Here is a 24,900-nt window from a genome sequence, read left to right as displayed (position 1 = left end):
GAAACAATATTGACGTCTCCAAGCGATACTTTTTGCAATCTTAAATCTATATCAAAAAAGATGCCCGCGAACAGATTCGGAAAATACGTACAGCCCAGGGTATGCAATTCGGCTTGGGCTGTTTATACTGTGTACGAACCGACACACGCATGTTGAACGCTCAAAATGTGTGCAGAATCCCTGAGATTGCATCCATGAGTTCGAGCCATCCCTTTTCGCGCGTTTCGTCGGGGCTAAACGACACCTCCGGCGGGCCGGTCGCAGGCGTTATCGCGATCGGCGCGTCGGCCGGCGGGCTTGATGCCTGCCGAGCTCTTCTTGAAGCCATGCCATCGGGGGGTGGTAATACCTTCATCCTCGTCCAGCATCTCGATCCCATTCATGAGAGCCTTCTGGTCGAACTCCTTTCCAGCCACACCAGCATGAAGGTCGTTCAGGCTGCGGACGGCCGGAAGCTGGAGCCCGATCACCTCTTCATTATCCCGCCCGGCTGCTATATCGCCGTGGAAGCCGACACGATACGCCTCACAACGCCGCCCGTTCGTCGTGGCATTCGCATGCCCTATGATTTCCTGTTGAATTCCCTGGCTGCGGCGTATGGCGCGCGTGCAACAGCGGTCGTCCTGTCCGGCACCGGGACAGACGGAAGCATCGGCATCCGCTTCATCCGCGAAGCCGGCGGCCGGGTCTATGTCCAGGACCCGGAAGAGGCGGACTATGACGGCATGCCGAAGAGCGCGATCGATTCAGGAATGGCCGAACACGTCATGCCGCTCGCTGCTATCGCACAGGCCCTGCAAAGCCCGTCGCCCCCAACCGTCCCCGACAGCGTCCGGCCGCCTTCAAAACAGGCCGTCGTAGACCGGATCCTCACCATGCTTCGCGAGACGGCCGGCAAGGATTTCGCCCTCTACAAGCAGGGAACGCTCTATCGCAGGCTGGAACGGCGCATGGCCATGGCCGGAATAGCTTCCACCGACACGGCGCGGTACCTTCGCCTCCTGGAGGAAAATGCGTCGGAACTATCCCAGCTTGCGGCTGATATCCTGATCAACGTCACAAGCTTTTTCCGTGACCCCGAGATTTTCGAGCGGCTGCGCACGAAGATCGTACCCGAGCTCATCGCGGCTCATCCGTCCGGGCGCACGCTTCGCCTATGGATTGCTGGATGCAGCACCGGCGAGGAAGCCTATTCTCTGGGCATGATCGTGCAGGAATGTATTTCGCATGCCAGGCACGACATCCGGATGCAGATTTTCGCGTCCGATGCGGACGAGGCTGCGGTCGCGTTCGCGCGCGAGGGTTTCTATCCGCTGGCGATCAAGGCGGATGTATCGCCCGAACGGCTGCAACGCTTCTTTACCCAGGAGGAGCAAGGCTACCGGGTTAACTCGGAGCTTCGCTCCTCGATCATCTTCGCGGTCCAGAACGTCCTCAGCGATCCGCCTTTCTCCAACATCGACCTCATCTCCTGCCGCAATCTCCTGATCTATCTCGGACCGGAGGCACAGGCGAAGGTCATCGGACTTTGCCATTTCGCCCTCAACGACAATGGCATCCTGCTGCTTGGCAACACGGAAACCGTGGGGGCGGGAACCAGCCGCTTCGACGTGATCGACAAATCCGCGAGGATTTTCCGCCGCAAGGGCCAACGGGGCCGTTATGGTTTTGCCGTCAACGCATCGGACAATGTCCGGGTGCCAATACAGCACGGACAGATGCCGGGACGGCAGGCCGTCCTCGCCGAACTCTGCCGCCGCACGATCCTCGACAGCTACGCCCCGGCCACGGTGCTGATCAACCGAAAATACGAATACCTCTACTCTCTGGGGCCCGTGCAGCGCTATCTGCGCATTGCGCCCGGCTATCCGACCCAGGACCTCTTCACGATGACGCCGCGCAGCGTGCACACCAAGCTCCGCTCGGCGCTCCATCGCGCCCAGCAGGAAAAGGTCCGCACCATGGCGACCGGCCTGTATCACGATGCGGCCGATACTCTGTCGCGTTACGAAATCGCAGTGCAGCCGGTCACCACCGACGGGGAGGACCTGTTTCTTGTCAGCTTCCTCGACGTCGCGCAGCCTTCCCTGGCCGGCGATCTTGTGGAGCCTGCCCAAAACGACCGGTCCGGCAGGCTGGAAAGCGAGCTTGCAGCCACCCGCACGGAGCTCCAGGCCGCGATCCGGGATCTGGAGAATGCGGCGGAAGAGCAAAAGGCGATCAATGCGGAAACCCTTTCCCTCAACGAGGAGTATCAGTCCGCCAACGAGGAGTTGCTGACCTCCAAGGAGGAACTCCAGTCGTTGAACGAGGAACTGACCGCGCTCAACGCCCAGCTTCAGGAGGCGCTGGAACGCCAGCGCGCGACGGCAAATGACCTTGAGAATGTGCTGTACAGCACCGACGTCGCAACGATCTTCCTCGATCCCGGCTTGAACATCCGCTACTTCACACCGGCGACCCGCTCGATCTTCAACGTCATCATGGGCGACATCGGCAGGCCACTGGCGGACCTCAATGCGCGCGTGCCCGATCCGACCCTGCTCGGCGACGCCGCCGCCATTCTGAAAGGCAGTAGCACCAGAGAGCGGGAAGTCAGAAACGCGAACGGCACCTGGTACATGCGCCGTGTCATGCCGTATCGAACCCAGGAAGGCGGCACAGAGGGCGTCGTCATCACTTTTGCTGACGTGACCACCCAGCACCGGGCCCATGAAGCGCTCAACCGGGCGAAACGGGCCGCCGAGCGCGCCAATGCGGCAAAGTCCCGCTTCCTCGCCGCGGCAAGCCACGATCTACGCCAACCCCTGCAGTCGCTCGTCCTGCTCCAAGGCCTTTTGGAGAAATCCGTGGAAAACGAAAAGGCCGAGAAGCTGGTCAAGAGCTTCCGCGACACGCTGGGATCGATGTCCGGGATGCTCAACGCACTCCTCGACATCAACCAGATAGAGGCAGGTACGGTTTATCCACGCATCGTCACCTGCAAGGTCAACGACGTGTTGCAGCGCCTGCATGACGAGTTTGGCTACAACGCCATGGAAAAAGGCCTTTCCCTGCGCTTCGTGCCGTCGAACCAGCTGGTGCGCACCGACCCTCGCCTTCTGGAACAGATGCTTCGCAATCTCCTGGCGAATGCGCTCAAATACACGCGGGAAGGAAAGATCCTGCTGGGCTGCCGACGACACAAGGACGCGCTTACCATCGAGGTATGGGACAGCGGCATCGGCATCGCGGCCCACGAACTCCAGGTCATCTTCGACGAATACCATCAGGCGGACAGCGACGGCACCGAGGCCGAACTCGGCCTTGGCCTGGGTCTTTCCATCGTCAAGCGCCTCAGCGCATTGCTCGGCCACCAGATCCAGGTCCGCTCCGTTCCGGGCAAGGGCTCCGTCTTCTCCGTCCATGTCGCGCTCGGCAAGGAGGATCCGCAGCAGGATCGGACGCAAGTCGAGAAAAACCTTGAGGCGCCGCCTCTGCGCGGCAACGTCCTCGTCGTGGAAGACGACCAGAAGGTCCGCAACCTGATCGAGATCGCGTTGCGTGACGAACAGCATCTGGTCTATTCCGCTGACAACGGCGCGACCGCGATTGATCTTGTCTCCAGCGGCACGGTGATTCCCACACTCATCCTCGCCGATTACAATCTTCCAAACGAGATCAAAGGCATCGATGTCGCCAGGGAGCTTCGCGCAATCCTTGGCCGAAACATCCCCGCGATCATCCTGACGGGAGACATCACGGCGGAAACGTTGCGCATTCTATCTGCCGAAGATTGCCTGCACATGCCCAAGCCCGTGAGCCTCGGCGATCTCCTGAAGGCAATCCAGCTCCTGCTGCACACCAGCGGAATAGAGATCGAAGGCAAGCGGCAGGAGCCAAAGGCATCACTGTCGGCCGAGCCGGCGATCTTCGTCATCGACGATGACCGCGCGATACGCGAAGCCTTGCAGGAGACTTTCGAGGCCGACGGGCGCCGCGTGCAGGCGTTTTGCGATGGTGAGAGCTTTCTTGCCGCCTTCGACGACGCCTCGCCCGGATGCCTCGTCATGGACGTCAAGCTGCCGGGTATCGGTGGCCTGGACGTATTGCGAACCCTGCGCGGGCGCGGGGTCAACCTACCCATCATCATGATCACGGGTGCCGGCGATGTCGCGACGGCCGTTCTGGCAATGAAGGCAGGGGCATCCGATTTCATCGAGAAACCGATCGGGCCATCCGATCTGCTGGCGAGCGTTTCCAAGGCCCTGGCGCGCAGCCGCAATACGGGCATGCAGGACACAAGGCAGCGAGAGGCAAGGGCTCGGCTGTCGCACCTTACGGGACGCCAGCGGGAAATCCTCGATCGGGTGCTTGCCGGCCAGGCCAGCAAGGTGATCGCGCAGGATCTGCATGTCAGTCAGCGCACGGTCGAAGTGCACCGCGCCGCGATCATGCGGCGGATGCAGGTCGCTTCCCTGCCGGAGTTGGCCCGTCTGGTGGTGCTGGCGGAAAGCGACGAGGCCAACGTTCAGGGATAGTCCTGCTGGGCGATCGGCTTGAGGTCGCTGTCTCGCCACCGGTGATACAGGTCCCTGATTCCGGCGCGAAGCTCGGTCTTGTGCGACCATCCGAGCGCGCGCAAACGGGAACTGTCGAGGAGTTTGCGGGGCGTGCCGTCAGGCTTGAAGGCGTCGAAGACGATATGGCCGCGAAAATCGACGATATCGGCGATCAGGAAAGCGAGTTCACCGATGGAGATCTCCTCCCCCGACCCGACGTTGATCGGTTTTGGGCTCTCATATTCCTTCATCAGGAAAACGCAGGCGTCGGCCAGATCGTCAACATGCAGGAATTCCCGCTTCGGCGTACCAGTTCCCCAGACGACGACGCTGTCGCGATGGGCGACGCGAGCATCGTGCATCTTGCGGATCAGCGCCGGGATGACATGGGAATGGTCGAGGTCGAAATTGTCGTTCTGGCCGTAAAGGTTCGTCGGCATGACGGAGATAAAGCGACGACCGTGTTGCTCCGCATAGGCGGCGGCAAGCTTTATCCCGGCGATCTTGGCAAGCGCATAGGCTTCGTTGGTGGGCTCCAGACTGCCCGTCAGCAGGGCATCCTCGCCGATGGGTTGCTCGGCATGTTTGGGATAGATGCAACTCGATCCCAGGCACATCAGCTTCTCGACACCGAGATCCGACGCGGTCTTGATGACATTGACGAGAATTAGCATGTTCTCGGAAAGGAACTCCGCCGGGTAGCGTGCATTCGCCCCGATGCCGCCGACCCGTGCGGCAGCGATGAAGATGGCCTCCGGCCGCGCCTTGCGCATCCAGTTCTCGGTATCGGCCTGGCGCGTCAGGTCGACCTGCCCGTGCGCGACCGTCTGCAGGTCACAGCGCTCCCGTTTCAGCCGACGCAGGAGCGCCGAGCCGACCATACCCGAATGCCCCGCGACCCAGACGCGCTTGCCGCGCAGGTCATACGATACCGGGGCCTTGTCAGCCGTGGAGATCATTGCGGCCTTCCTCCCTGGTGATGACGCGCAGGTCCGATTCCACCATTTCCGAAACGAGCGCCTCGAAGGACACGGTCCGCCGCCAGCCGAGCCTGTCCCGCGCCTTGCTCGCGTCGCCGAGCAGGATGTCCACCTCGGCGGGTCGGAAGTAGCGCGGGTCGATCTGGATGAGTGCGCGGCCGCTCTTGCGCTCATAGCCGATCTCGTCGACGCCGGCGCCGTCCCATTCGATGGACTTGCCGACGACCTCGAAGGCGCGCTCGACGAACTCCCGCACGGTATGGGCCTCGCCCGTGGCAAGCACATAGTCATCCGGCACCTCCTGCTGCAGGATCCGCCACATGCCCTCGACATAGTCGCGCGCATGTCCCCAGTCGCGCCGGGCATCGAGATTGCCGAGGAAGAGCTTGTCCTGCAGGCCCCATTCTATCGCGGCGACCGCCCGCGTGATCTTGCGCGTGACGAAGGTTTCCCCCCGGCGCGGGCTCTCATGGTTGAAGAGGATGCCGTTTGAAGCGTGGAAACCGTATGCTTCACGATAATTGACCGTCATCCAGTAGGCGTAGAGCTTGGCGGCGGCATAGGGGCTGCGCGGATGGAAAGGCGTTCCCTCCCGCTGCGGCGTCTCGCCGATGCCGCCGAACAGTTCCGAGGTCGAGGCCTGATAGAAGCGGCAGCGCTCTCCCACTTTAAGGAGGCGCATGGCCTCCAGCAGCCGCAACGTGCCGAGCGCATCGGTATTGGCGGTATATTCCGGCGTCTCGAAGCTGACCTGTACATGGCTCTGGGCGCCAAGATTGTAGATTTCGTCCGGGCAGACCTCCTGGATCACCCGGCAGAGGTTCGTCCCATCGGTCAGGTCCCCGAAATGCATGTGAAACCGCACATTCGCAGACCGCGGGTCGACATAGAGATGATCGACACGGGCGGTATTGAAGGAGGACGACCGCCGCTTGAGGCCATGCACCCGGTATCCCTTGGCGAGCAGCAGCTCGGTCAGATAGGAGCCATCCTGGCCCGTCACGCCGATGATCAAGGCAGTTTTCTCAGACATCGCTGGATCAGCTTTCGCACGAGGAAAACGCCGGGCACGATGGTTCGTCGCCCGTCGGCCCGAGAGTTAGCGATGGGACGGGCCGACCGGCAAGGTGGCCGTTCGGGGGACGTGGGAGATCTCGCCGCCACCAGCGAGACGGTATCCCCACCCCTGCACGCCGAAGGTCCATGCCCCTTCGTGCGGAAGACGTAGGCGCAGAGCGGATGCGCCACGCCTTCTAGCGCCTTTGGAGAACTTGCCGTCCACCCGTCCGCTGGCAGGATCGAAGCCAGGACGTGCGATGCGGGGCGAATTCATGAGGACGATCTTCGTCAACCGGTATTTCCATCCCGACCAGTCGGCGACGAGCCGCATGGTATCGGCGCTGGCCTTCGGCCTCGCCCGGAAAGGCGGCACGGTGACGGTTCTCGCGAGCCGGGCCCGTCACGACCGCAATGATGCCCCCTTTGCCGCACGGGAAACCTGCTCCGGCGTGGATGTCGTGCGGCTTACCGCCTCGCGCTTCGGCCGCCGTACCCTGCCTGGCCGGGCCATCGACTACCTGTCCTTCCACCTTGCAGCCTTTACCTGGCTCTCCCGGAACATACGGCATGGCGATGTCGTCGTGGTGTGCACCGATCCACCGCTGATCTCGCTTACCTGCGCGCTGCCGATCCGGCTGCGCGGCGGCCGGATGGTCAACTGGATCATGGACCTCTTTCCCGAAACCGCGATCGAGCTTGGCTTCCTTGGCCGGGCGCCGATGCTTGGGCGACTTGTGTCATGGTTGCGCGACAGGTCGATCGCGCGATCGCGACTTGCCGTCTGCCCCACCGGTCGGATGGCGGACTATCTGCTCGCCCGGCGCGTGCCGGCCGAACGCATCCGCGTGCTGCACCATTGGTCCGATGCCGCCGAGATCTATCCCATCCCGCGGGAGGAAAACCCTTTGCGCGCCGCCTGGGGCTACGCGGACAAGTTCGTCGTCGGTTACTCCGGTAATTTCGGGCGTGCCCACGAATTCGCCACGCTGATCGAGGCGGCGACCCTGCTGAAAGATCACCCGGACATCCGCTTCCTCATGGTCGGCGGCGGGTACAGGCTCGATTCCGTCATCGGTGCTGTGCGGGAACGCGGCCTCAAGAATGTTGCCTTCAAGCCGCTGCAACCTGCAGGGTACCTTGCCGAAAGCCTCGGCGCGCCGGACCTCCACATTGTCTCCCTCAAGCCCCGCCTGGAACATTGCATTATCCCGAGCAAGTTCTATGGCATCCTCGCCGCCGGGAAACCCACGCTTTTCATCGGCGATCCGAACGGCAGCGTCGCGACCGTCGTCGCCGCCGAGCGGTGCGGCGTCCTTGTCCGGATCGGCGAGGCGGAGACCCTTGCTCGAACGATATCCGACCTTGCCGCCGATCCAGAGCAGGTCAAGGCGATGGGCGTGGCTGCAAGGACCGCGTTCGAGGCCGACTACGCCTTTGATCGCGCACTCGTCGCCTGGAGCACCGTTCTCGACGACCTCGCCGAGCGGGATCCCGTTCCCGCGGGCGCCGTTATCCTGGAGCACGGACCGTCATGACCGGGACCATCGTCGTCAGCCATCTCGGTGCCCGCATGCACTATGCAGTCGCCCGCATTCTCGCGAAGGAAGGTCGGCTCGGCCATTTCTTCACCGATATCTGCGGCACGAAGAGCTGGCCCGCGCTCCTCAGCAAACTGCCCAGCGCCCTGCTGCCGCGCGCCGTGCAACGACTGGTCGGGCGGGTTCCAAATGACGTACCGCCGGAGCTGATCACGGACTTTCCGCTCTTCGGCGTCCGTTCCGCCATTCGGCGTCTGCGCATCGAGGGTGTCGCAGAGGAAGCCTCGCATGCCGTCTGGGCCGGCAGCCGGTTCTCGACACTCGTTGCAGCCAAGGGGTTCCACGGCGCCGTTGGCCTTTATGCCTATAGCGGCGATGCGCTGGAGCAGATGCGGGCGGCCAGGCGGCAGGGCCTGTGGGTCGCCGTCGAACAGATGATTGCGCCACGCCCCGTCGTGGAGGCCATTCTCGCCGAAGAGATGCAGCGCTTTCCCGATTGGGCCGGGCCGCCGCAGCGCAACCCCCATGCTTCCGCCTTCGCGGCCCGGGAGCGTGCCGAATGGGCGCTCGCGGACTGCATCGTCTGCCCGTCCGAGTTCGTCCGCGATCACGTCGTTGCGGAAGGCGGGCCGGCGGAACGGTGCGTCGTCGTGCCCTATGGCGTCGATGGGAAAGGTCGCTCCGGTGCAACGCTCCGCGCGCCAGGACCGTTGCGCATATTGACGGTCGGCGAAGTGGGCCTGCGCAAGGGCTCGCCCTATGTGCTGCAAGCTGCCGAACGTCTGGGCCCTGTCGCATGCATGCGGATGGCCGGACCGGACCGGCTGCCAGCGCCGGTCCATCGCCGGCTGAGCCGGTCGATAGAGCTGAGGGGCATCGTGCCGCGCGCGGCAATTGCCGAAGAATACCGCTGGGCGGACGTCTTCCTGCTGCCCTCGCTCTGCGAGGGCTCGGCGACAGCCGTCTACGAGGCGCTCGCCTCTGGACTTCCCGTCATCACGACCTACAGCACGGGAAGCATCGTGCGGGACGGCGTGGAGGGCCTTATCGTACCGGAGCGCGACCCGCAGGCGATGGTCGATGCTGTGCGTTACCTGGCGGAGAACGAACACATTCGGATGACCATGGCAGCGAATGCCCGGCTGCGAGCCAGGGACTACACGGTCGAAAAATACGGCGCCCGCCTTCTCGGCGTTCTGTCCGGACTGCATGGACGCCTCCCATGAAGATCGTCCACGTCATCACCTCGATCGACCCGGACAGCGGCGGGCCACAGGCCGTGGTGATGCGCCTCGCCGCGGCGCAGGCAAGCCTTGGTCACGATGTCCGTGTGGTGAGTCAGGCCGACGAGCGCACGCTCGCCCGCGTCGCCCGGATCGGTGCGGCCATCCCCAATTTCCAGCATGTCGTATGGCACATCCTGCCGCCGCCGGGTGTGGTCGAGACCATCTTGTGCCTCAAGGCCCGCCCCTTCCTGGCAAGGATTCTCTCCAATGCCCAGCATGTGCATCTCCACGGTGTATGGGAACCGATCCTTGCCTGTGCGGCCGCGATCGCCGTGCGTAACGGCGTGCCCTACTGTGTCTGCCCCGCCGGAATGCTCGACACCTGGAGCCTTGAGCAAAAGCCTTGGAAAAAACGTCTCGCGCTTGCCTTGGGCTGCCGCCGCATGCTCGACCGTGCCGCTTTCCTCCATGCGCTCAATCACGACGAGGTGAGGCTGATGGGGCCGCTCGGCCTGAGAGCGCCGGCCGAAATCATCCCCAATGGCGTCTTTGTCGAAGAATTCGAAACCCTTCCCTCCGCCTCGGATTTTCCGGCGCTGATCGGCCTGCCGGCCGAGCGGCGCTTCGTGCTCTTCCTGTCGCGGCTGCACTACAAGAAAGGGCTGGATCTCCTGGCGAACGCCTTTCAGCTTGTGGCGCGACAATGCCCTGACGTCGATCTCGTCGTCGCGGGGCCTGACGGCGGGGCGGAGGACGACTTTCGCGATCTCGTGCGCCGCTTCGGCCTTGAGCGACGGGTCTTCATGGTCGGTCCGCTCTATGGCAAGACAAAACTTCAGGCTTTCGTGGCGGCCGCCTGCTTCTGCCTGCCCAGCCGCCAGGAAGGGTTCAGCATCGCGATTACCGAAGCCCTTGCCTGCGGCACGCCCGCCGTCATCACCGATGCCTGTCACTTTCCGGAAGTCGCGACTGCTGACGCGGGCGCGGTCGTGAGTCTTGACCCCATGGACATCGCCACGGCCGTGATCGACGTGCTTTCGCATCCTCTCGCAGCCAAGTCCATGGGATCGAACGGCCGCCGGCTGGTATTCGAGAACTACACCTGGCCGCGCATCGCCCGCCTGACGACCGGTCTCTACGAAGCCTATCGGCCTGCGACGGTCTGACCGCCTGGAAATATAGCCCGGAGCCGTTCAGATCTCGGGCGCGCCCCGCCGACGGTGGGCGACAACCCGTGCCGGATTGCCGGCATAAACCGTCCAGGGCTCCAACGCCCGAACCGCGACGCCGCGCGCGCCCAGCACCGCGCCCTCCCCCGCTTCGGTTCCCGGCCCGACGAAGGCTTCGGCGGCAATCCAGGCCCTGCGACGCAGCACGATCGGCCGCGCCATCAGCGGAAAAGCTGTCTCATGGATATCATGCGTGCCGGTGCACAGATGCGCACGCTGTGACACGATGGCCAGCGCCTCGAGCGTCACCGGGGCGACATTGTAACAGATCACGCCCGGCCCCATCGAGGCGTTGCGTCCCATCGCAAGATTGCCCGGCCACCAGATGACTGTGCTGCCGTGCACGATGGCGGTCGGATCGAGTTTTGCGCCGAACAGGCGCAAGAGGAGGTTCCGCCAGGGGTGGAAGGGCGAAGGCGTCCAGGCTGCAAGGCAGCGCCAGGCGACGAGCCAAGCCAGCCGCATCAGCCGGAACCGCAGTGCGAATGTCGGACCACCAAGAAGCGGCGCCGCAAGGCCGGCAGAATCAAAACCGGGATCGTCATAACGGGACTTCATGAGTGCGCGATCCTCCCTTGCGCAAACGGATCGACACGGGCGTCAAGACTGCGCCGCCCGGAAACGACCGCCAGCGCCAGCGACGGCACGAGGAAGAGCACCATATGCACCCAGGCCATGACCACCCAGTCGGTCTGGTGCGACACGACGTGCATCGCCGGCACGACGGAAAGCATATAGACGAGCTGGCCGGCAGCCTGCCCCTCCTTGGCGCTGGCCCACAGGCGCGCCAAGAGATAGCTGACCAGGAAGAACTTCAGCGCGCCGAAATACCAGAAGGACTGGAACGCGTCGGCCATGCCGGTCTCCGTCGTCCCGGTCAGCGCATTGTAGTCGCGCGCCATGGCTGGCGTCTTCAGCATCAGGGACCGTTTGACCGTCTCGCCGACGAGCTGGGAGGGAACATAGTTGAACACCAGCCGGTTCCAGTGGAACTTGCCATAGTCGAATTCGAGCGTGTCAGCGGCATGATCGATGCGCAGGATCGCATTGCGCACCTCCAATCCCCCCTCATTCAAGGTCGCCCGGAAATTCGCGGCGACGTCGATCTGGCCGATGTCCTGCCAGATCGGGCCGGAATTCGCCCGCGTGATCGCCCGGTAGTCGCCCATGCTGTTCATCAGGAACGTGCCCAGCAGCACGCCGGCAAGCGCGAGCGTGCGGGGCGCCAGCCATCCCCGATGGAACCAGAAGGCGACGGCGAAGATCGCCACGAGCTCGATGGCTTCCGCCCGTTTTCCCGTGACGACGATGCGGTCGAGATAAAAAACGAGATCGAAGGCGACGATCGCGAAGGCGAAAAGCGATGTTCGTCTCGCAAGGCACAACACGCCAAGGGCAAGCCCATAGGTCATGAGCCGTGCGACGAACAGGTAGATCACCGGCACGCCGCTCATCTGGACGCCGACGACCATGTCGCCCGGCAGACGGCTCAGCTTGAAATAGAAATCGGCGCCGATGAGCGACAGCACCGCGGAGACGATCAGCAATCGTCGCTCACCGAAATTCCGGCGCAGGAAGGCGACCGGCCTGTGCGTCGAGGACCAGCCGAACCAAGTCGCCGCAAGGCACAGGATCGTGAACGCGACCATCCGTTCATAGGCGCCAGGCGGCAGGAACGGGTCATCCATCAGGCCGGGAAGCTGCGGCAAGAGAAAGCTGACGGCCATGACGCCGACGAGGAAGGGAAGCTGGTAGATCCGCCCCGGCGCAAGCATGCCCCACAGCAGCAGCAAGGCGACCGTCAGGCACAGGACGCAGGTCAACAACACGTTCACGGACAAGCCTCCTTGCCCTAGAAGGGCGGATCGCGAAGGGTCAACCGCCGGAAGGGGAAGCCTCGTATCCTCCCGCTTCCGACGGCGGTCGCAGGAAGGCAAGCGCTGCCCCCGACGAACGTTCAGACCGACAGGCCTACCTCCCGGCGCCGCAACTCTTCGGTCTTGATGACGATCATATATTCGTAGGCGGCAAGCAGCCGGCAGTAATGATACCCTTCCCGCCCATCGAGAAATCCGCCGCGCAGCACGTACATGTAGAGGAAACGCGCCGCCGGCCGGAACGGCAGGCGCATGGAAAGCTCCTTGAGGGCGCGTCGACGGACCTCCGGCACGCGGCTCGCGACGTCGCGCCACGGCACGCGCTTCTCGCGCAGGCTGATCACCGTTTCCCGCGCCTCCGAGGAGGAGTAGCGGTTGTGCTTCTCGTACCAAGCGTTCATGCCCTTGTTGAAGCTGTAGTGGATAAAATGCGCATTGAGGCGTCCTTCCGGCCCGTCGGCGAGGCAGCGCGAATGCGCGTCGCGCTCGTAGCGGACGCGATCGGGACGCACCAGCCGCGTGATCCAGGTCGGGTAGAGGCTGCTGTGCTTGATCCAGCGTCCCATGAACATGTTCTTGTAGCGGATGCGGAAGGAGCTTTCCGGCCGCGTCGGGTCACGGGCGATCGCCAACATCTCGTCGCGCAGGTCGGGCGGCGTCACCTCGTCGGCATCGGGCGTGTAGACCCAGGGATATTTGTACTCGATCGCCTTCAGCCCATAGGTGCGCTGGTGCGATTCCGTATCGTGAACCCTTTGGTAGACCCGGGCGCCGGCAGCCCGCGCGATCTCCACCGTCCGGTCGGTCGAATAGGAATCGAGCACCACGATATCGTCGCACCAATCCAGCGACGCGAGGCAGACGGGAAGGTTCTTCTCCTCGTTCAGCGTCATGATCAGCACGGAAATCGACATCGCGGTCCTCCTACGTCTGCAGCTTGACGGCCGGGCGGGCAGCCCCATGGGTCCGCCGATGTGCGGAGGTTTCGACGGCAAGAACGAAGATGCTGTGGGCAGCCGCGACGAACAGCAGGCCAGCCGCCATCACCGCGCCCGATACGCCAGACAGCAGGCCGATATAGCCGATGCCGCCGCACAGGAAGGAGATGAGAACAATGAGATAGCTGGTGGTCGCCGGTGTGAGGCCGCAGTCGATCAGCAGGTGGTGCAGGTGCCGGCGATCCGCCGACATGGGACTGCGGTGATCGAGCAGGCGGCGCACCATGAGGCTCAACGTGTCGACCACCGGAAGGATCACCAGCCATAGCAGGGAGGGGAAAGCCAGCCCCTGCGCGCCGTTCGACAGGCGCAGGATCAGATAGGCGATGATCGCGCCCAGCGCCGTGCTGCCGGCATCGCCGAGATAGACGGAGGCGCGAGCGCGCCAAGGGCTGCGCAGGTTGAAGAGGAGGAAGCCGCCGACCGCCGAAAGCAAGGCCGCGACCGGAAAGACGAGTCCGTCCTGACCGGCATGGAGCGCAAGAAGAAGAATCCAGACAAGGGTGGCGGCGGCACTGCCGCCGGCCAGACCGTCGATGCCGTCCACCATGTTCCAGGCGTTGATCAGTCCGACGACAAAGGCGATGGAGATGACAAGGAGGACCGCCTGACCGCCGAAACCTGCCACCGGCAACATGTCCCCGAACGAAATCCGCCCAAGCCCCTCGGCGGCGATCAGCGCCATGGCAATCAGAGCCTGGGCGGCAAACCGGAAGCGCGCTGGCAGGGCGAACCGATCGTCGGCAACCCCGAGCGTGACGACGAGCAGTGTCGCCGACCAGAAGCCCGGCCCGACATCCATCGTGTTTGCGGTGAACAGGCTGATGCCGGAAAAGGCAAGGAAGATCGCGATTCCACCGCACAGCGGAACGGCGCCCTCGTGGATCTTCCGGTGATCCGGCAGATCGAGAAGATGGAGCGGCGCCGACAGCCAACGTAACAGGACGACGAAAAAGGCACTCAGCGCGAGAGACACCGAGCTTTCGAGCAGCAAGACGATCATCTGAAGCCCCTGCTGTCGCGCCGATGCCCCAGCCATCAGCGGTCAAGGCTGCATGGGCGACAATGCAAGCATAGCGTTTGAAGCCCGGCTCCGACCATCTGGGCAAAAGACCGAAGCAGCGTGCGCGAAAGGAGGATTTCACCGGATGGTCACCGCCAACCTACCCCCTTTCCATCTCCCTCTTCTCCCTTTGGGGGAAGCCGCAAAACCAGGTGGTCTTCCGCCTGGGAACAAGCAACCGTCCGGAAGACGAGAAGCAGGCGCATTTCCGCAAACCCGAGCTCGGCATGATCTGCGACCATTGCGTTATAGGCGGCGGCATCGTGGGCCTGGCCACGACCATGCGGTTGCTCGAAACTGTTCGATTCTGCTCCCGCAGGTTACCGGGTTTCATGACAATGCAAACCTGGCGAACGGCAGACGTGCAACAAATCTCGTCATAAGCGATTGCTGTGGTCAAAGACGCACGAAGCCCCACACCGGTCGCGCCGGTGCTGAATTCGCTATCATGTCCCTAAAACGGCTTGGCTACCGCCAAGGCGGTAACACTTTATTTATGGAGACGAAAATTGGGATGGATGGTTCCGCCCTGTTGCAATGAGCCACCATCACCGGATTTCCGATCTTGCATCATGGCGACCCAAAACTCTCACCTGACTGGAGGACGTTTTTGGCGCGCAGAGAGCCATAAAACGGGGCGCCATCGGGCAAGCGGAACGAATGTCTGGATATCGCCCTACGCCGAGGCCTCACACAGCGAACGCCTCGCCCACCTGCTGCGTCCCTACCATCACCGCCTCAGGTCGAACGTATCCAGCGTCCTGAAGCCCTATCTACATTTTGTCCTCGGCATCGCCGCGATGATCGACGGCCGGTAGCTGCGCCGCGTGCTGATTGGGGAACTGCGGCTGCGTTGACGGGCCGTGACCAAATTACTCGTCGTTAACTTGGATCATCCCCGGCGACACACTTTGAAAGCTCTCGCGGCTGACGAGCCCGGCATCCTCCAGCGCCTCCATGTCGGGCAGATCGCGCAGCGTCTGCATGCCAAAGGCGGTGAGGAAGTGTTTCGTCGTGACATAGGTATAGGGCGCGCCCGGCGTCGGGCTGCGCGGGCCGGAGGCGAGGAGATTGGCGTTACGCAGGCTGGCGACCGTGTCGCGGCTGACCTCCTTGCCGAAAATCTTCGACAGGTCACTGCGGGTGATCGGCTGGAAATAGGCGATGGCCATCAGCACCATGGCCTCGAAGTCGGATAGCGCTGGCGCCGCACTCCGCGTCGACGCCTGCGACGCCCGGATCGCGGAAGCGTAGGCCGAGCGGCTTCGGTGCTGCCAGCCGCCGGCAACGGAGACGATCTCGTAGGGCCGGGAACGAAGTTCTTCCTGCAGATCGTCGATCAGGAGATCCACGCTGCAGTCCTTGCCGACGACACGCGCCAGCGTCTCGCGGCCGACCGGTTCGGCCGCGGCAAAGATCACCGCCTCGACACGCAACATCCATTCGCGCCAGCGCAGCTCCGGCGGCAGATCCACCAGTTCCCTATCCAGGAGGACTTCGTCCTCCGATGTCGATCTGCGGCCTCGTCGCGCGCTGGCCGTCTCCGGTTCGCTCATCATCACAACCCATAGATCCGGAACGAACTGCGGCCGGACAGTTCCCGCACGGCGCCAAAGCCCTCCAGACGGTCGAACAGCCGGGTCGCCGCCCAGCGCGAGAGATTGCTGCCGGGCGCCGAGGCGGCCACCGCGTCCTCATCGAGCAAGGCCTGGATGACGGCCCCGGCGCCTTTCGTGCGAACCCTTGGCGCGGCGGCACGCAGCGTCTCGGCGCGCCGCGCAATCTCGCTGGCGGTGCGCAGGGCCGCGCCTGTCGCCTCGGTGAGGGCAAGGCAGACGGCGCGGGCGAAGGCTGGTTCCCCCGGGCGCACACGGCCCCTGCCCCCCAGCGTCTTGAAGGCCGGCCCATAGCGCTCGGCCATCAGCAGCGGCACGGCAAAGTCCCATTTCAGCAGCGCAGCGATCAGCAGATCGGCCAGCGCCCAGGCGAGCGGTTCGGCATCCGGCCGCACCGCATGCAGGACCGTGACCAGGTCCCCCGCTGCAAGCGGCGCCGGGCGGCCCGATTGCAGCGCGTCGTCGGCGCGGGCGACAGCCTCGGCCAGCCGATCGTCCCAAGAAAGCCCCAACAGATCGGCAAGCTCAGCCACCGCTTTCGAGGAGAAAGCGGGTTTTCGGACAGAAAGCCTTTTGAAGGCTAAAAATACTCGACCGGCGGGGCCGGGATCGCCGCCGGCGGGCGTCAACAGAACGGCATCGCGCAGTGCCGCCTCATCCTCACTGCGGCCCACCAGCCGGACCGCGACGGCGGCACATTTCAGGGCCTGGCGCGCGCGCCAGCAGCCGGCCCAGACAGGCGCAGAGCGGACAAGATCATCGAGTGATTTCAACGCGATGCCGGCGGCGAAGGCGGCGGCAAGATCGTCCGGCTCGCGGCCACGCGGCAGGGTCCAGCCGGGCAAGGCGGCAATCAACGCCGGAGGGGAAACGGGGGAGTCAACGGTCGAATCCATGACCGATAGTATAGACCAAACGTGCGGATTGCGCCAACATTATGCGCAATAACCGCACGGCTCGTCTTTCCTATATAATAATCGATAAGATTGCATTATCGTTCGTTTTGTTCATTATAGAGGAATGACGCAAATAATCGACGAAAACAGCGAAAATCATGCTCTGGAGTGCTCTGCGCCGCCGCACAGCACGGCGGTTTCCGCGGGTGTTTCCCCGGCCGAGCTGTCGACCGACCTCCCCTCCCCTGTTCCGGCGAAGGCCGCCCTGCCGGCCCAGTTGCAGGACCTCACCGAACGCGCCCGCGGCTACGTCGAGGCCGCCAGCTCCGCCAACACGCGAAAAGCCTATGCCTCCGACTGGAAGCACTTTGCCGCCTGGTGCCGGCGGCAGAACCTGTCTCCCCTTCCCCCGGATCCAGAAATCGTCGGGCTCTACATCACTGCCTGCGCCTCCGGCAGTGCCGTTGGCACGGCGACGCGCAACAGTAAGCCGAACACCGTGTCGACCATCGAGCGGCGCCTCGCCGCCATCGGCTGGAACTGTGCGCAGCGCGGCACCCCGCTGGATCGCAAGGATCGGGCGATCGCCACCGTGATGGCAGGCATCCGCAACCAGCATGCAGCTCCGCCCCGGCAGAAAGAAGCCCTTTTGCCGGAGGACCTGATCGCCATGCTGGAAACGCTCGATCGTGGTTCGCTGCGCGGCATGCGCGACCGGGCCATGCTGCTCGTCGGCTTTGCCGGCGGGCTGCGCCGCTCGGAAATCACCGGGCTCGACCTCGGCCGCGACCAAACGGAGGACGGGCGCGGATGGGTCGAGATCTTCGACAAGGGCGCGCTGCTGACACTGCGTGGCAAGACCGGCTGGCGCGAAGTCGAGATCGGCCGGGGATCCTCTGACGCCACCTGCCCCCTCGTCGCACTGGAAACCTGGATCAGGTTCGCCCGGCTCGCCAAAGGCCCCCTCTTCCGCCGCGTAACCGGCAGGGGCAAGGATGTCGGACCGGATCGACTGAACGACCAAGAGGTCACCCGCCTCGTCAAGAAGACCACACTCGCCGCCGGCGTGCGGGGCGATCTTTCCGAGGCCGAGCGGGAGCAGCTTTTTGCCGGCCACTCGCTGCGCGCCGGCCTTGCCTCCTCGGCCGAGGTCGACGAGCGCCATGTGCAAAAGCAGCTTGGCCATGCCTCGGCCGAAATGACCCGCCGCTATCAGCGCCGGCGCGACCGCTTCCGCATCAACCTCACCAAGGCAGCCGGGCTATAGGCGTAGAATGCATCGAAGGGAAAAGCTATCGCGGAGCCTAGCGTAAGCGCGTCGCAGAATATCGGTGCAGATATGCCTCCGAAACTCGTGACTTTTGTCACAAGATGAACGAAAACTGCCACCTCTCACAGAACTACGGGGATTTTCATGGCAAGGATCGCGTCCTGTGTTTGTGGTAGCCTTCGCGTCACCTGTTCCGGAGAACCAAGCAAAATTTCATTATGTCATTGCCTGGCCTGTCAGAGGCGCACCGGCAGCAGCTATGGCGTCGCCGCGTTCTTTGCTCGTCATGATGTTCGGGTTGAGGGCTCGAGCACCTGCTATTCGCGGCAATCCGACAAGGGCTTCCCTGTGGATTTTCATTTCTGCCCTGAGTGCGGATCGACGGTCTATTGGGAACCTCAACGAATGCCCGACCTGATTGCTGTCGGAATCGGCTCTTTTGCGGATCCGAGCTTTCCCGCCCCCACCCAGACCGTCTACGGCGAGTATCGGCATACTTGGGTCAATACGGCTAACGTGTAGGCTTAGGCGATTAAGCGGTGCAACGCGAACATGCGGAATAGATATTCTTGGTGAATTAACTCGATCGATGTTGAAGCTGGTTCCTCCAATATGCTCCTGACGATATGGCTGGGTTTCATCAGGAAAATGAAGAGCGCGGTGCCCTGCACCGATCGAAAGTGAACGCCATGGATGAGACCACCGAGACGACAACAATCTCGAACCGTAGTGATTTCGCCCTTTGGGCCATCGAGCGAGCGAAGGCGATTGTCGCGGAGGAAGGCGGGAATCTCGCGATCGCCACCCGAGACCATGGCGACGACGAGATCGCAGCCTCGGCCAATGCGCTGGGCCAGGCGATCGTCAACGCCCTGCTGGAGGTCTTCGATGGCCTGATGGAAGAGTAGGTCCGAACGGCTACCGTTCGGCTCCGTCGTTGTCGTTGCCGCGTTGGCGTTCCTGCTCGGCGTGCCGGAGATTCTGCTCGCGCTGCTCGTCCTGAGCAGCCTTAGACCCAACAACGTGTTCCCGTGCCGCACGGGATGCGCGACCCGCGTCGATCGCTTGCTGCTGAGCAGCGATGGCGGGATCGACAGACGCTGGTTTTGGCCGATCGTGGGTATACGCCTCGTCGACGCGCGCCGGCGGCGGCGTGGCCCCTGTCCCTCCTGTATCGTTGACCGACCGCATGTGCTGCATCTGGATGTCACGTCGCTGTTCGGCAAACAGCGCAGAGATTTCCCGCCGCATCTCTTCTACGGCCTGGCGCTCGGCCCCGCTGTCGACCCTGGTTTCCAGCCGGTCCATGGATTTGTTTGCCCGCGCGACACGCTCTTCGAACTGCTCCAGCGATAGAGGCATGGTCTTTTCCTTTGGCTGTTGGATGTTGGCAATCAGGGATTTAGATTCGGCCAACAGGCCGCCGACCGGCCGCGCACCGGTTCTCGGTGCGAGCGCATCGAACCTGCTCTGCAGCCAGGGCGTCGGCGCGCCGTCCTTTTCTGAGCCAGCAGCCTCGACGGAGACATCGGCCCGCAACCCGTGTTTCAGCAGCCGGGCCTGCATGTCGCTGGTGACAGACCTAGTCTCAGCACCGGGGCCGAACTCATCATTTTCCTTGGCAAGCTCACGCTCGATTTTGCTGACGCTCGCTGTCGTGGGCATGAGAACATGAACCGTCTTGCTGTCGGCCGAAACGAGCTTGCTGTCCACGCCCACCACCCGCTGGACGATCGCGGTCATCGCGTCGCGGTCGACGGAATGCCCGATCACCACGCGAAGCAGGACGAAACCGTTGATGCGATCCATCGCGACCTGCACGGCATGGGCTTTGGCTGCGACCGCAAATCGGTCGGCCGCCGCGATCACCGATGACGCCGCCCCGGCCTTCTTTAACGTCTCTGCAGTTGCCTGCCATTTCGGGCCAAGTCCCAGGTTTCTGTTGGTGAGCGAGACGCGGTCGATGACACCAGCGCGTTTGCGCTCGACGCGCTTGCTCACGACCGGAGTCTTCAGATAACGAGGATCGTTCCTGCCGCGCTCATAGGCGCCGGCCTGCGCCTGACTGTACGGCCGGGTGGCCGCCAGGTCGGCGCGCTTGGTGGCGACCATCGCGATGCCTTGCTCACGCGCCTTGGCGGCGAACCGCTCGCGCCACTCGTACAGTTCCGGTTTGGTCAGCCGCAGCGCCTTGCCGATGTCATCGCGCGCCGAGATCATCGCGTGGACATGGACATGCTCGGTTTCCGGATGATGCGCGGTAATCCAGCGATGGCCTGCGACCTGCTCACTGAGGAAATCCCTTACTACCCGCTTCATCGCCTCCGGATCCGTTCCGGCCCGCGCCGAGAAGATGACATGGAAGGCATTGCGCGGCTCGACGGTGCGGATGTGGGAGGACCAGGCGCGCCAAACGCCATCCGCCTGTTCCTTGATATTGGAACCGCACTTGACTGCGTCGCCTTCACTGGTCGTCGCGCCCTTTTCGGTGCGCAGGAACTTTTCGAGGAAGTAGCGTCCGGACTTTTCCGAGACCGCGGCGCCGAGAATTCGTACCTCTGCGGAAACACCAGCGTCGGCCAGCCGGCGCCCAAAGTCGGCCTCGGCATTCTCAACTGTGCGGACCGGACCGGTCCCATTCTCACGGGCTTTGAGCGCATCGGCGATCTTCTTCGCCGGCAGGGCCGTCACCGCGTAGACCGAAACCATGCCGTACGGATGCCTGGAATAGAGGAAGGGTTTCGAACCAAAGGTAGCATTCAGGGCGTTGTGAAGCGCATCATCGTCGACCGTAGCGAGTAGGCTGATGGAAAGGGTCGCCAGCGCGTTGACCGCATAGGCTTCCCGGAAGTCCGTACCCCATCGGGCGAGCGCCGCCGCGCGATCCTCGCGACTGGCAATGGCGAGGCCATCCTGATCGTAGATCGGGATGTCGATCTTTTTCTTCTCGCCGCCTTCCTCCTCGACTTCCCGCATTCCGAGATACGTCATCAGGCCGGCAGCCGACGTCTGGCTCGACACGGTCGACGTCACCTTAATCACGACTGGCTGCGCCCCAGCGGCGAGCGCGGCACGGCTGGCGATCTCCGTTGCGGATCGGTCCAAGCTCATCGGTCTCACGGCGGTCGGCCGAGTCAGCCTGGAAACACCGGCATTTCCCCCTCCGCCGCCAGCGGATTTCGACATGTCCTCTTCCTCGTCCTGCTCCCGGTCGGCACCCAAAGCCCCCACCAGTGCGATAACGCCCCGTTGGGGTGCCTGTGGTACCTTAAGGAGAGACGCGATCGTCTGCTCGTTCGTTGCAAAGGGTCCTCGACGCGCCTTACTCGCGATCCCGGTTGGCGAAAATAGTTCTTGCGGCGCCCGCCTCCCCATTGCGATGCCCGTGGCCCGTCGCCGGCGATGTTCCTCTTCGTCGTCAATCAGCGACGATGCTCGATGGGCGGAGAACGCCTGGATTTTCCCGAGCAGTCCGGACCAGTCATGCACCACGGCCAGCCCTCCTCCGATCATGCCGACTGATCCGTAGCATCAGGTCGACGTCAGCCCTGAGCCGATACACCCGATCAAGGAGGCTGCGAAGCGCTGCGTCGAGATGCGGTTCATACCCGACGCGCCCTTCGTTCATCGCCCGGACCGCCTGGTTGAGGCTGATTCCGACACGTCGCAGCTCCTCATTGGTACCGCGCAGCATTTCAGCTTCGGCCGGTCCGACTGGGAGCGGAAGGCCCGCTTGATCGCGAAACAGTAGCCGGATCACATCACTCGCCGTGCGGCCATCCCCGCAAAGCGCGGCGAGCGCGTGCCGTTCTTCAGGCTTCAGGCGGACCCTGACCACTTCACTGCGCATCGTCCCCTTCCCACTTGCCAGTTTGCCGCAGGCGACCCGGAGCGCCAGAGGCGAGAACCCTAGCCCTGCCGGAGGCGGGGCGATGTCGAGTTTGTACCACAAACTTGACTATCCTGCCACAAATAAATAAACTATATTTTACTCCACACTCGCCTATATAGCATCAGGCTCTCCGGCGTGATCGACCTCCGCGCCGAAGCATAACTGAATCAACGTGGGCTGGCGTTCAGACCCCCAACGATTTCGATAACTCGGTCAATTAACCATTATGAACGGTTACTTAGCAAAGAGCAGCTATTCATCATCAACGCTCAATTGATGATTGCTCATTCATCGTTGTCCGTTGTCAGAAAGTGAGCGCCAGACACCTGCGGGTAACGGTTGTGTTGCAGAGGAAGATGATTGATGTAAACTATAGTTTATCTATCGAAGGAGCCACGATGATTGTCACTATCGCCAATCCAAAGGGCGGAACTGGAAAGACCACGCTGGTCCGGGCGTTGTCCGGAACCGCCGCCTACGCTGGCAATGACGTCTTCCTCATCGACGCCGACAGCCGCGCCAACACCATGCGCTGGGTCGCGATGTCGAAGCAGATGAACGTCTGGCCGGACCGGCTGGAAGCGGAAAGTTGCCTCGACCCTAACCAAATCTATGAGATGGCGCTGCAGCGCCAGCAGGAAGGCAAGTTCGTCTTTGTCGACATCGAGGGGACCACGAACGAAAACCTGTTCGCCGGTCTCTATTGCGCTGACATCGTGCTCATTCCGCTGCAGACGACCCAGGACGATGTGGTCGCCGGCATGCAGCTCGCGCTGAACCATATCCCGGTGGTCGAGGAAGACCAGAAGCGTAAGCTACCCTCGCTGATCGTCATCAACCAGCACGATCTGGTCACGGGTCGCGCCAAGGCTCACCAGCCGCTGCGCGAAATCTTACGGGAGAGCGGTGTCGCCCTCGCCTCTCGTCCAATCGCGCGGCGTGCGTCCTATCAATCGATCGGCGCCGCCGGTACGCTCCAGACACTTGCAAGACCCGATCCGAAGGCAATCGCCGAAATGGAGATGCTCCTCGGCGAACTGCTCACCCTCTACATTTCAGCAGTCAGCGAGGCAAAGCAATGAGCAGCGGACCGGACAGCAAGAACCTCGTCCTGGGGCTGATATCGACGGGCCGCGAGCGGCCATCGGTACGCGAAAAGGGCCCGCCGCCCACTTCCCCGGAAAAAGCCAAAGATGATAGCGGCCAGTCATCTACGCGCCCGGCGGTCCGGACACGGTTTCGCGACCTGGTCGCCAAGGGCGAGAGCCGCGATCCAATCGCCGGAAAGCGCATCCGGGACGCCGAGAAGGTCACGACCGGTATCCACATTCGGGCTGAAGTCCACAAGACGTTGAAGATCCTTGCCGCGATCGAGCGTCGCAAGTTCAACAGCTACATCGAGGAGGCGATCGACGACTATCTCGAGAAGATCGCAGACCGGATTCCGGACATCACGTAAGCTGGCGGATTTCGCGGCGATCATGCGCTTCGCTTCTCGCCTCCACCATTCGAACGCAGCGCGGCCATCAGCATCGGGCCGAGGCCGAACTCGCCGCGCGCGGCCTTGCGTGTAAGATCCCGGAGATAGCCGCCGGCCGAGTTGATGTGTTCGGCACGCTCAAGGATGCAGGCAACGGCGACCGCCGCGTTTTCCGGCCCCATCACCTCGCACGCCTCCTGATAGGCCGAGGGGCTGACGCCTAGCATCGACCGAACCACGACAGCCGCCGCCATAAGGTCGCGCCAACTGTGTACTTGGCCCCCAACGACATAATCGGCGATCTGCGGGCACGCCCTCAACACCAGTGGTAACGGGAATGCCTTCAGCGGCTCGGCAATCCGTCTCGATGTTTTGCTCGACATCTCGCCCTGCTCTTTTTCTGAGCGAGGTTCAAGTTCATGGGAGGATTCGGGATTTGAATTCTGTATGTGGCGGTCACCATGGTGGTCATTGACGCCCGCTTCTTCTGTTTTTAGCTGGATTTCCAATTGGTTGATGATCTCTTCGCGTAGAATCTCCATCTCATCGAGCACGGTGTCGACATCTTCACGGCGCGGCGCACGCGGAAGACGCGCCAGAAGCGCAAGGAACATCGCTTCGATCGTCTGCCAGTCGCCGTCGGCACCTTCTTCCATAGCTGCAGAGATGAGCTTGCGGACGTCGCGTCGGCAAAGCGACAACGCTTCCTTCGAACGTTTGAAGCGAAGGCGTTCTGCAGCAACCTGCTGCGCCAGGTTGGCGATCTCGGCAGCGCGCGCGAGTAGAGGGGCAAGGCTGAACCCGAAGGCGGACTCGATCTCCCCTCCCCTGCCGCGATGGGCATAACGCTTGCCGTTGGGGCTGTCGCGTCGCTCGATCAGGCCTGCATCCACAAGCGTGGCGAGATGCCGGCGCAGGGTCGTGCCCGTGATGCCATGCGCGCGCAACGACAGTTGATTGTTCGACGGAAAGACGACCAGGCCGCCACTCTCGTTGGAGAGTTCGTCGCTCGGATAGAAACTCAACAGCGCCTGCAGGACCGTAATCGATCGGTCTTGCAGACCGAAGACGTCCTTGGCCTCGCCAATGTCGTTGAAGACTTTCCACTTATTGACGGACTTACCCGGGGCGCGATCGGCCGTTTCGAGCTGACCTCTTACCAAGGCAAGCGTCATCGGCCGCCCGTGAGGCGTCGTTATACGTCCTGTCTGCATTTTCCTTCACCTCTCAAAAGG

General features: G+C 63.0%; 20 protein-coding genes. 9 read left to right on the top strand and 11 right to left on the bottom strand.

The genetic code is table 11. The annotated features are described in order from the left end of the window. Window positions 1-194: 194 nt before the first annotated feature. Complete coding sequence (locus V8U06_RS14075; RefSeq protein ID WP_427141190.1) at window positions 195-4,520, top strand: chemotaxis protein CheB; 4,326 nt, start codon at window positions 195-197, stop codon at window positions 4,518-4,520. Here V8U06_RS14075 and V8U06_RS14070 read toward each other — a convergent pair. Continuing rightward, on the bottom strand, window positions 4,511-5,500 hold the full coding sequence (locus V8U06_RS14070; protein WP_427141189.1) for a GDP-L-fucose synthase family protein: 990 nt from the start codon (window positions 5,498-5,500) through the stop codon (window positions 4,511-4,513). The two genes, V8U06_RS14075 and V8U06_RS14070, sit on opposite strands and share 10 nt — an antisense overlap. After that, window positions 5,484-6,554, bottom strand: a complete 1,071-nt coding sequence (gene gmd, locus V8U06_RS14065; RefSeq protein WP_226923005.1) for a GDP-mannose 4,6-dehydratase — start codon at window positions 6,552-6,554, stop codon at window positions 5,484-5,486. Before gmd ends, V8U06_RS14070 begins: the two co-directional genes overlap by 17 nt. A gap of 298 nt (window positions 6,555-6,852) precedes the next feature. Here gmd and V8U06_RS14060 point away from each other — a divergent pair, with 298 nt between their 5' ends. Genes V8U06_RS14060 through V8U06_RS14050 form a run of 3 tightly spaced genes read left to right on the top strand, consistent with a single transcriptional unit; the run spans window position 6,853 to window position 10,510 of the window. Continuing rightward, the gene (locus tag V8U06_RS14060) at window positions 6,853-8,115 is read left to right on the top strand and encodes a glycosyltransferase family 4 protein (protein WP_427141188.1); all 1,263 of its coding nucleotides are present in this window, start codon (window positions 6,853-6,855) and stop codon (window positions 8,113-8,115) included. Beyond that, a complete protein-coding gene (locus V8U06_RS14055; RefSeq protein ID WP_427141187.1) occupies window positions 8,112-9,344 on the top strand; it encodes a glycosyltransferase family 4 protein in 1,233 nt (410 codons plus the stop codon). The genes V8U06_RS14060 and V8U06_RS14055 overlap by 4 nt, the downstream gene beginning before the upstream one ends. Next, entirely contained in the window at window positions 9,341-10,510 is a 1,170-nt protein-coding gene (locus V8U06_RS14050; protein WP_427141186.1) for a glycosyltransferase, read from the top strand. The genes V8U06_RS14055 and V8U06_RS14050 overlap by 4 nt, the downstream gene beginning before the upstream one ends. Window positions 10,511-10,537: 27 nt before the next feature. Here V8U06_RS14050 and V8U06_RS14045 read toward each other — a convergent pair whose 3' ends face one another. The 6 genes from V8U06_RS14045 to V8U06_RS14020 form a co-directional block, all read right to left on the bottom strand. Continuing rightward, window positions 10,538-11,131 (bottom strand): putative colanic acid biosynthesis acetyltransferase, encoded by a 594-nt coding sequence (locus V8U06_RS14045; RefSeq protein WP_427141185.1) that lies wholly within the window; start codon window positions 11,129-11,131, stop codon window positions 10,538-10,540. Then, window positions 11,128-12,408, bottom strand: coding sequence for a hypothetical protein (locus V8U06_RS14040; protein ID WP_427141184.1), 1,281 nt, complete (start codon window positions 12,406-12,408; stop codon window positions 11,128-11,130). Before V8U06_RS14040 ends, V8U06_RS14045 begins: the two co-directional genes overlap by 4 nt. Window positions 12,409-12,530: 122 nt before the next feature. After that, a complete protein-coding gene (locus tag V8U06_RS14035) occupies window positions 12,531-13,364 on the bottom strand; it encodes a glycosyltransferase family 2 protein (protein ID WP_226923011.1) in 834 nt (277 codons plus the stop codon). Window positions 13,365-13,374: 10 nt separating this feature from the next. Then, on the bottom strand, window positions 13,375-14,451 hold the full coding sequence (locus tag V8U06_RS14030; protein WP_427141183.1) for an MraY family glycosyltransferase: 1,077 nt from the start codon (window positions 14,449-14,451) through the stop codon (window positions 13,375-13,377). Between the two features lie 932 nt (window positions 14,452-15,383). After that, window positions 15,384-16,067 carry an SMC-Scp complex subunit ScpB gene (scpB, locus tag V8U06_RS14025; RefSeq protein ID WP_427141295.1) on the bottom strand — a complete coding sequence of 228 codons (684 nt, stop codon included), beginning with the start codon at window positions 16,065-16,067 and terminating at the stop codon, window positions 15,384-15,386. Window positions 16,068-16,069: 2 nt separating this feature from the next. Further along, entirely contained in the window at window positions 16,070-17,023 is a 954-nt protein-coding gene (locus V8U06_RS14020) for a DUF1403 family protein (protein ID WP_427141182.1), read from the bottom strand. A gap of 124 nt (window positions 17,024-17,147) precedes the next feature. On the opposite strand from V8U06_RS14020, the gene V8U06_RS14015 reads away from it, so the two are divergent. The 3 genes from V8U06_RS14015 (at window position 17,148) to V8U06_RS14005 (ending at window position 19,201) form a co-directional block, all read left to right on the top strand. Beyond that, window positions 17,148-18,290, top strand: a complete 1,143-nt coding sequence (locus tag V8U06_RS14015) for a tyrosine-type recombinase/integrase (RefSeq protein ID WP_427141181.1) — start codon at window positions 17,148-17,150, stop codon at window positions 18,288-18,290. Between the two features lie 147 nt (window positions 18,291-18,437). Continuing rightward, the gene (locus V8U06_RS14010; protein ID WP_427141180.1) at window positions 18,438-18,815 is read left to right on the top strand and encodes a GFA family protein; all 378 of its coding nucleotides are present in this window, start codon (window positions 18,438-18,440) and stop codon (window positions 18,813-18,815) included. 167 nt (window positions 18,816-18,982) lie between these two features. After that, window positions 18,983-19,201, top strand: a complete 219-nt coding sequence (locus V8U06_RS14005) for a hypothetical protein (protein WP_427141179.1) — start codon at window positions 18,983-18,985, stop codon at window positions 19,199-19,201. Between the two features lie 10 nt (window positions 19,202-19,211). On the opposite strand, the gene V8U06_RS14000 is transcribed toward V8U06_RS14005, so the two are convergent. After that, window positions 19,212-21,785, bottom strand: a complete 2,574-nt coding sequence (locus V8U06_RS14000; RefSeq protein WP_427141178.1) for a relaxase/mobilization nuclease domain-containing protein — start codon at window positions 21,783-21,785, stop codon at window positions 19,212-19,214. After that, the gene (locus V8U06_RS13995; RefSeq protein ID WP_427141177.1) at window positions 21,775-22,143 is read right to left on the bottom strand and encodes a hypothetical protein; all 369 of its coding nucleotides are present in this window, start codon (window positions 22,141-22,143) and stop codon (window positions 21,775-21,777) included. Before V8U06_RS13995 ends, V8U06_RS14000 begins: the two co-directional genes overlap by 11 nt. A 440-nt stretch (window positions 22,144-22,583) precedes the next feature. Here V8U06_RS13995 and V8U06_RS13990 point away from each other — a divergent pair, with 440 nt between their 5' ends. After that, window positions 22,584-23,267, top strand: coding sequence for a ParA family protein (locus V8U06_RS13990; protein WP_427141176.1), 684 nt, complete (start codon window positions 22,584-22,586; stop codon window positions 23,265-23,267). Further along, window positions 23,264-23,644 carry a hypothetical protein gene (locus V8U06_RS13985; RefSeq protein WP_427141175.1) on the top strand — a complete coding sequence of 127 codons (381 nt, stop codon included), beginning with the start codon at window positions 23,264-23,266 and terminating at the stop codon, window positions 23,642-23,644. The genes V8U06_RS13990 and V8U06_RS13985 overlap by 4 nt, the downstream gene beginning before the upstream one ends. Before the next feature lie 20 nt (window positions 23,645-23,664). Here the strand turns inward: V8U06_RS13985 and repC are convergent, their stop codons facing one another. After that, a complete protein-coding gene (repC, locus tag V8U06_RS13980; RefSeq protein ID WP_427141174.1) occupies window positions 23,665-24,879 on the bottom strand; it encodes a plasmid replication protein RepC in 1,215 nt (404 codons plus the stop codon). Window positions 24,880-24,900: the final 21 nt, after the last annotated feature.

Origin of the sequence: Shinella sp. G-2 (genome assembly GCF_050172695.1) — a bacterium.
In the GTDB taxonomy this organism is placed as follows: Bacteria; Pseudomonadota; Alphaproteobacteria; order Rhizobiales; family Rhizobiaceae; genus Shinella.
The sequence above is the reverse complement of the archived record's forward strand: the minus strand, read 5'-3'. Positions and strand labels throughout refer to the sequence as shown.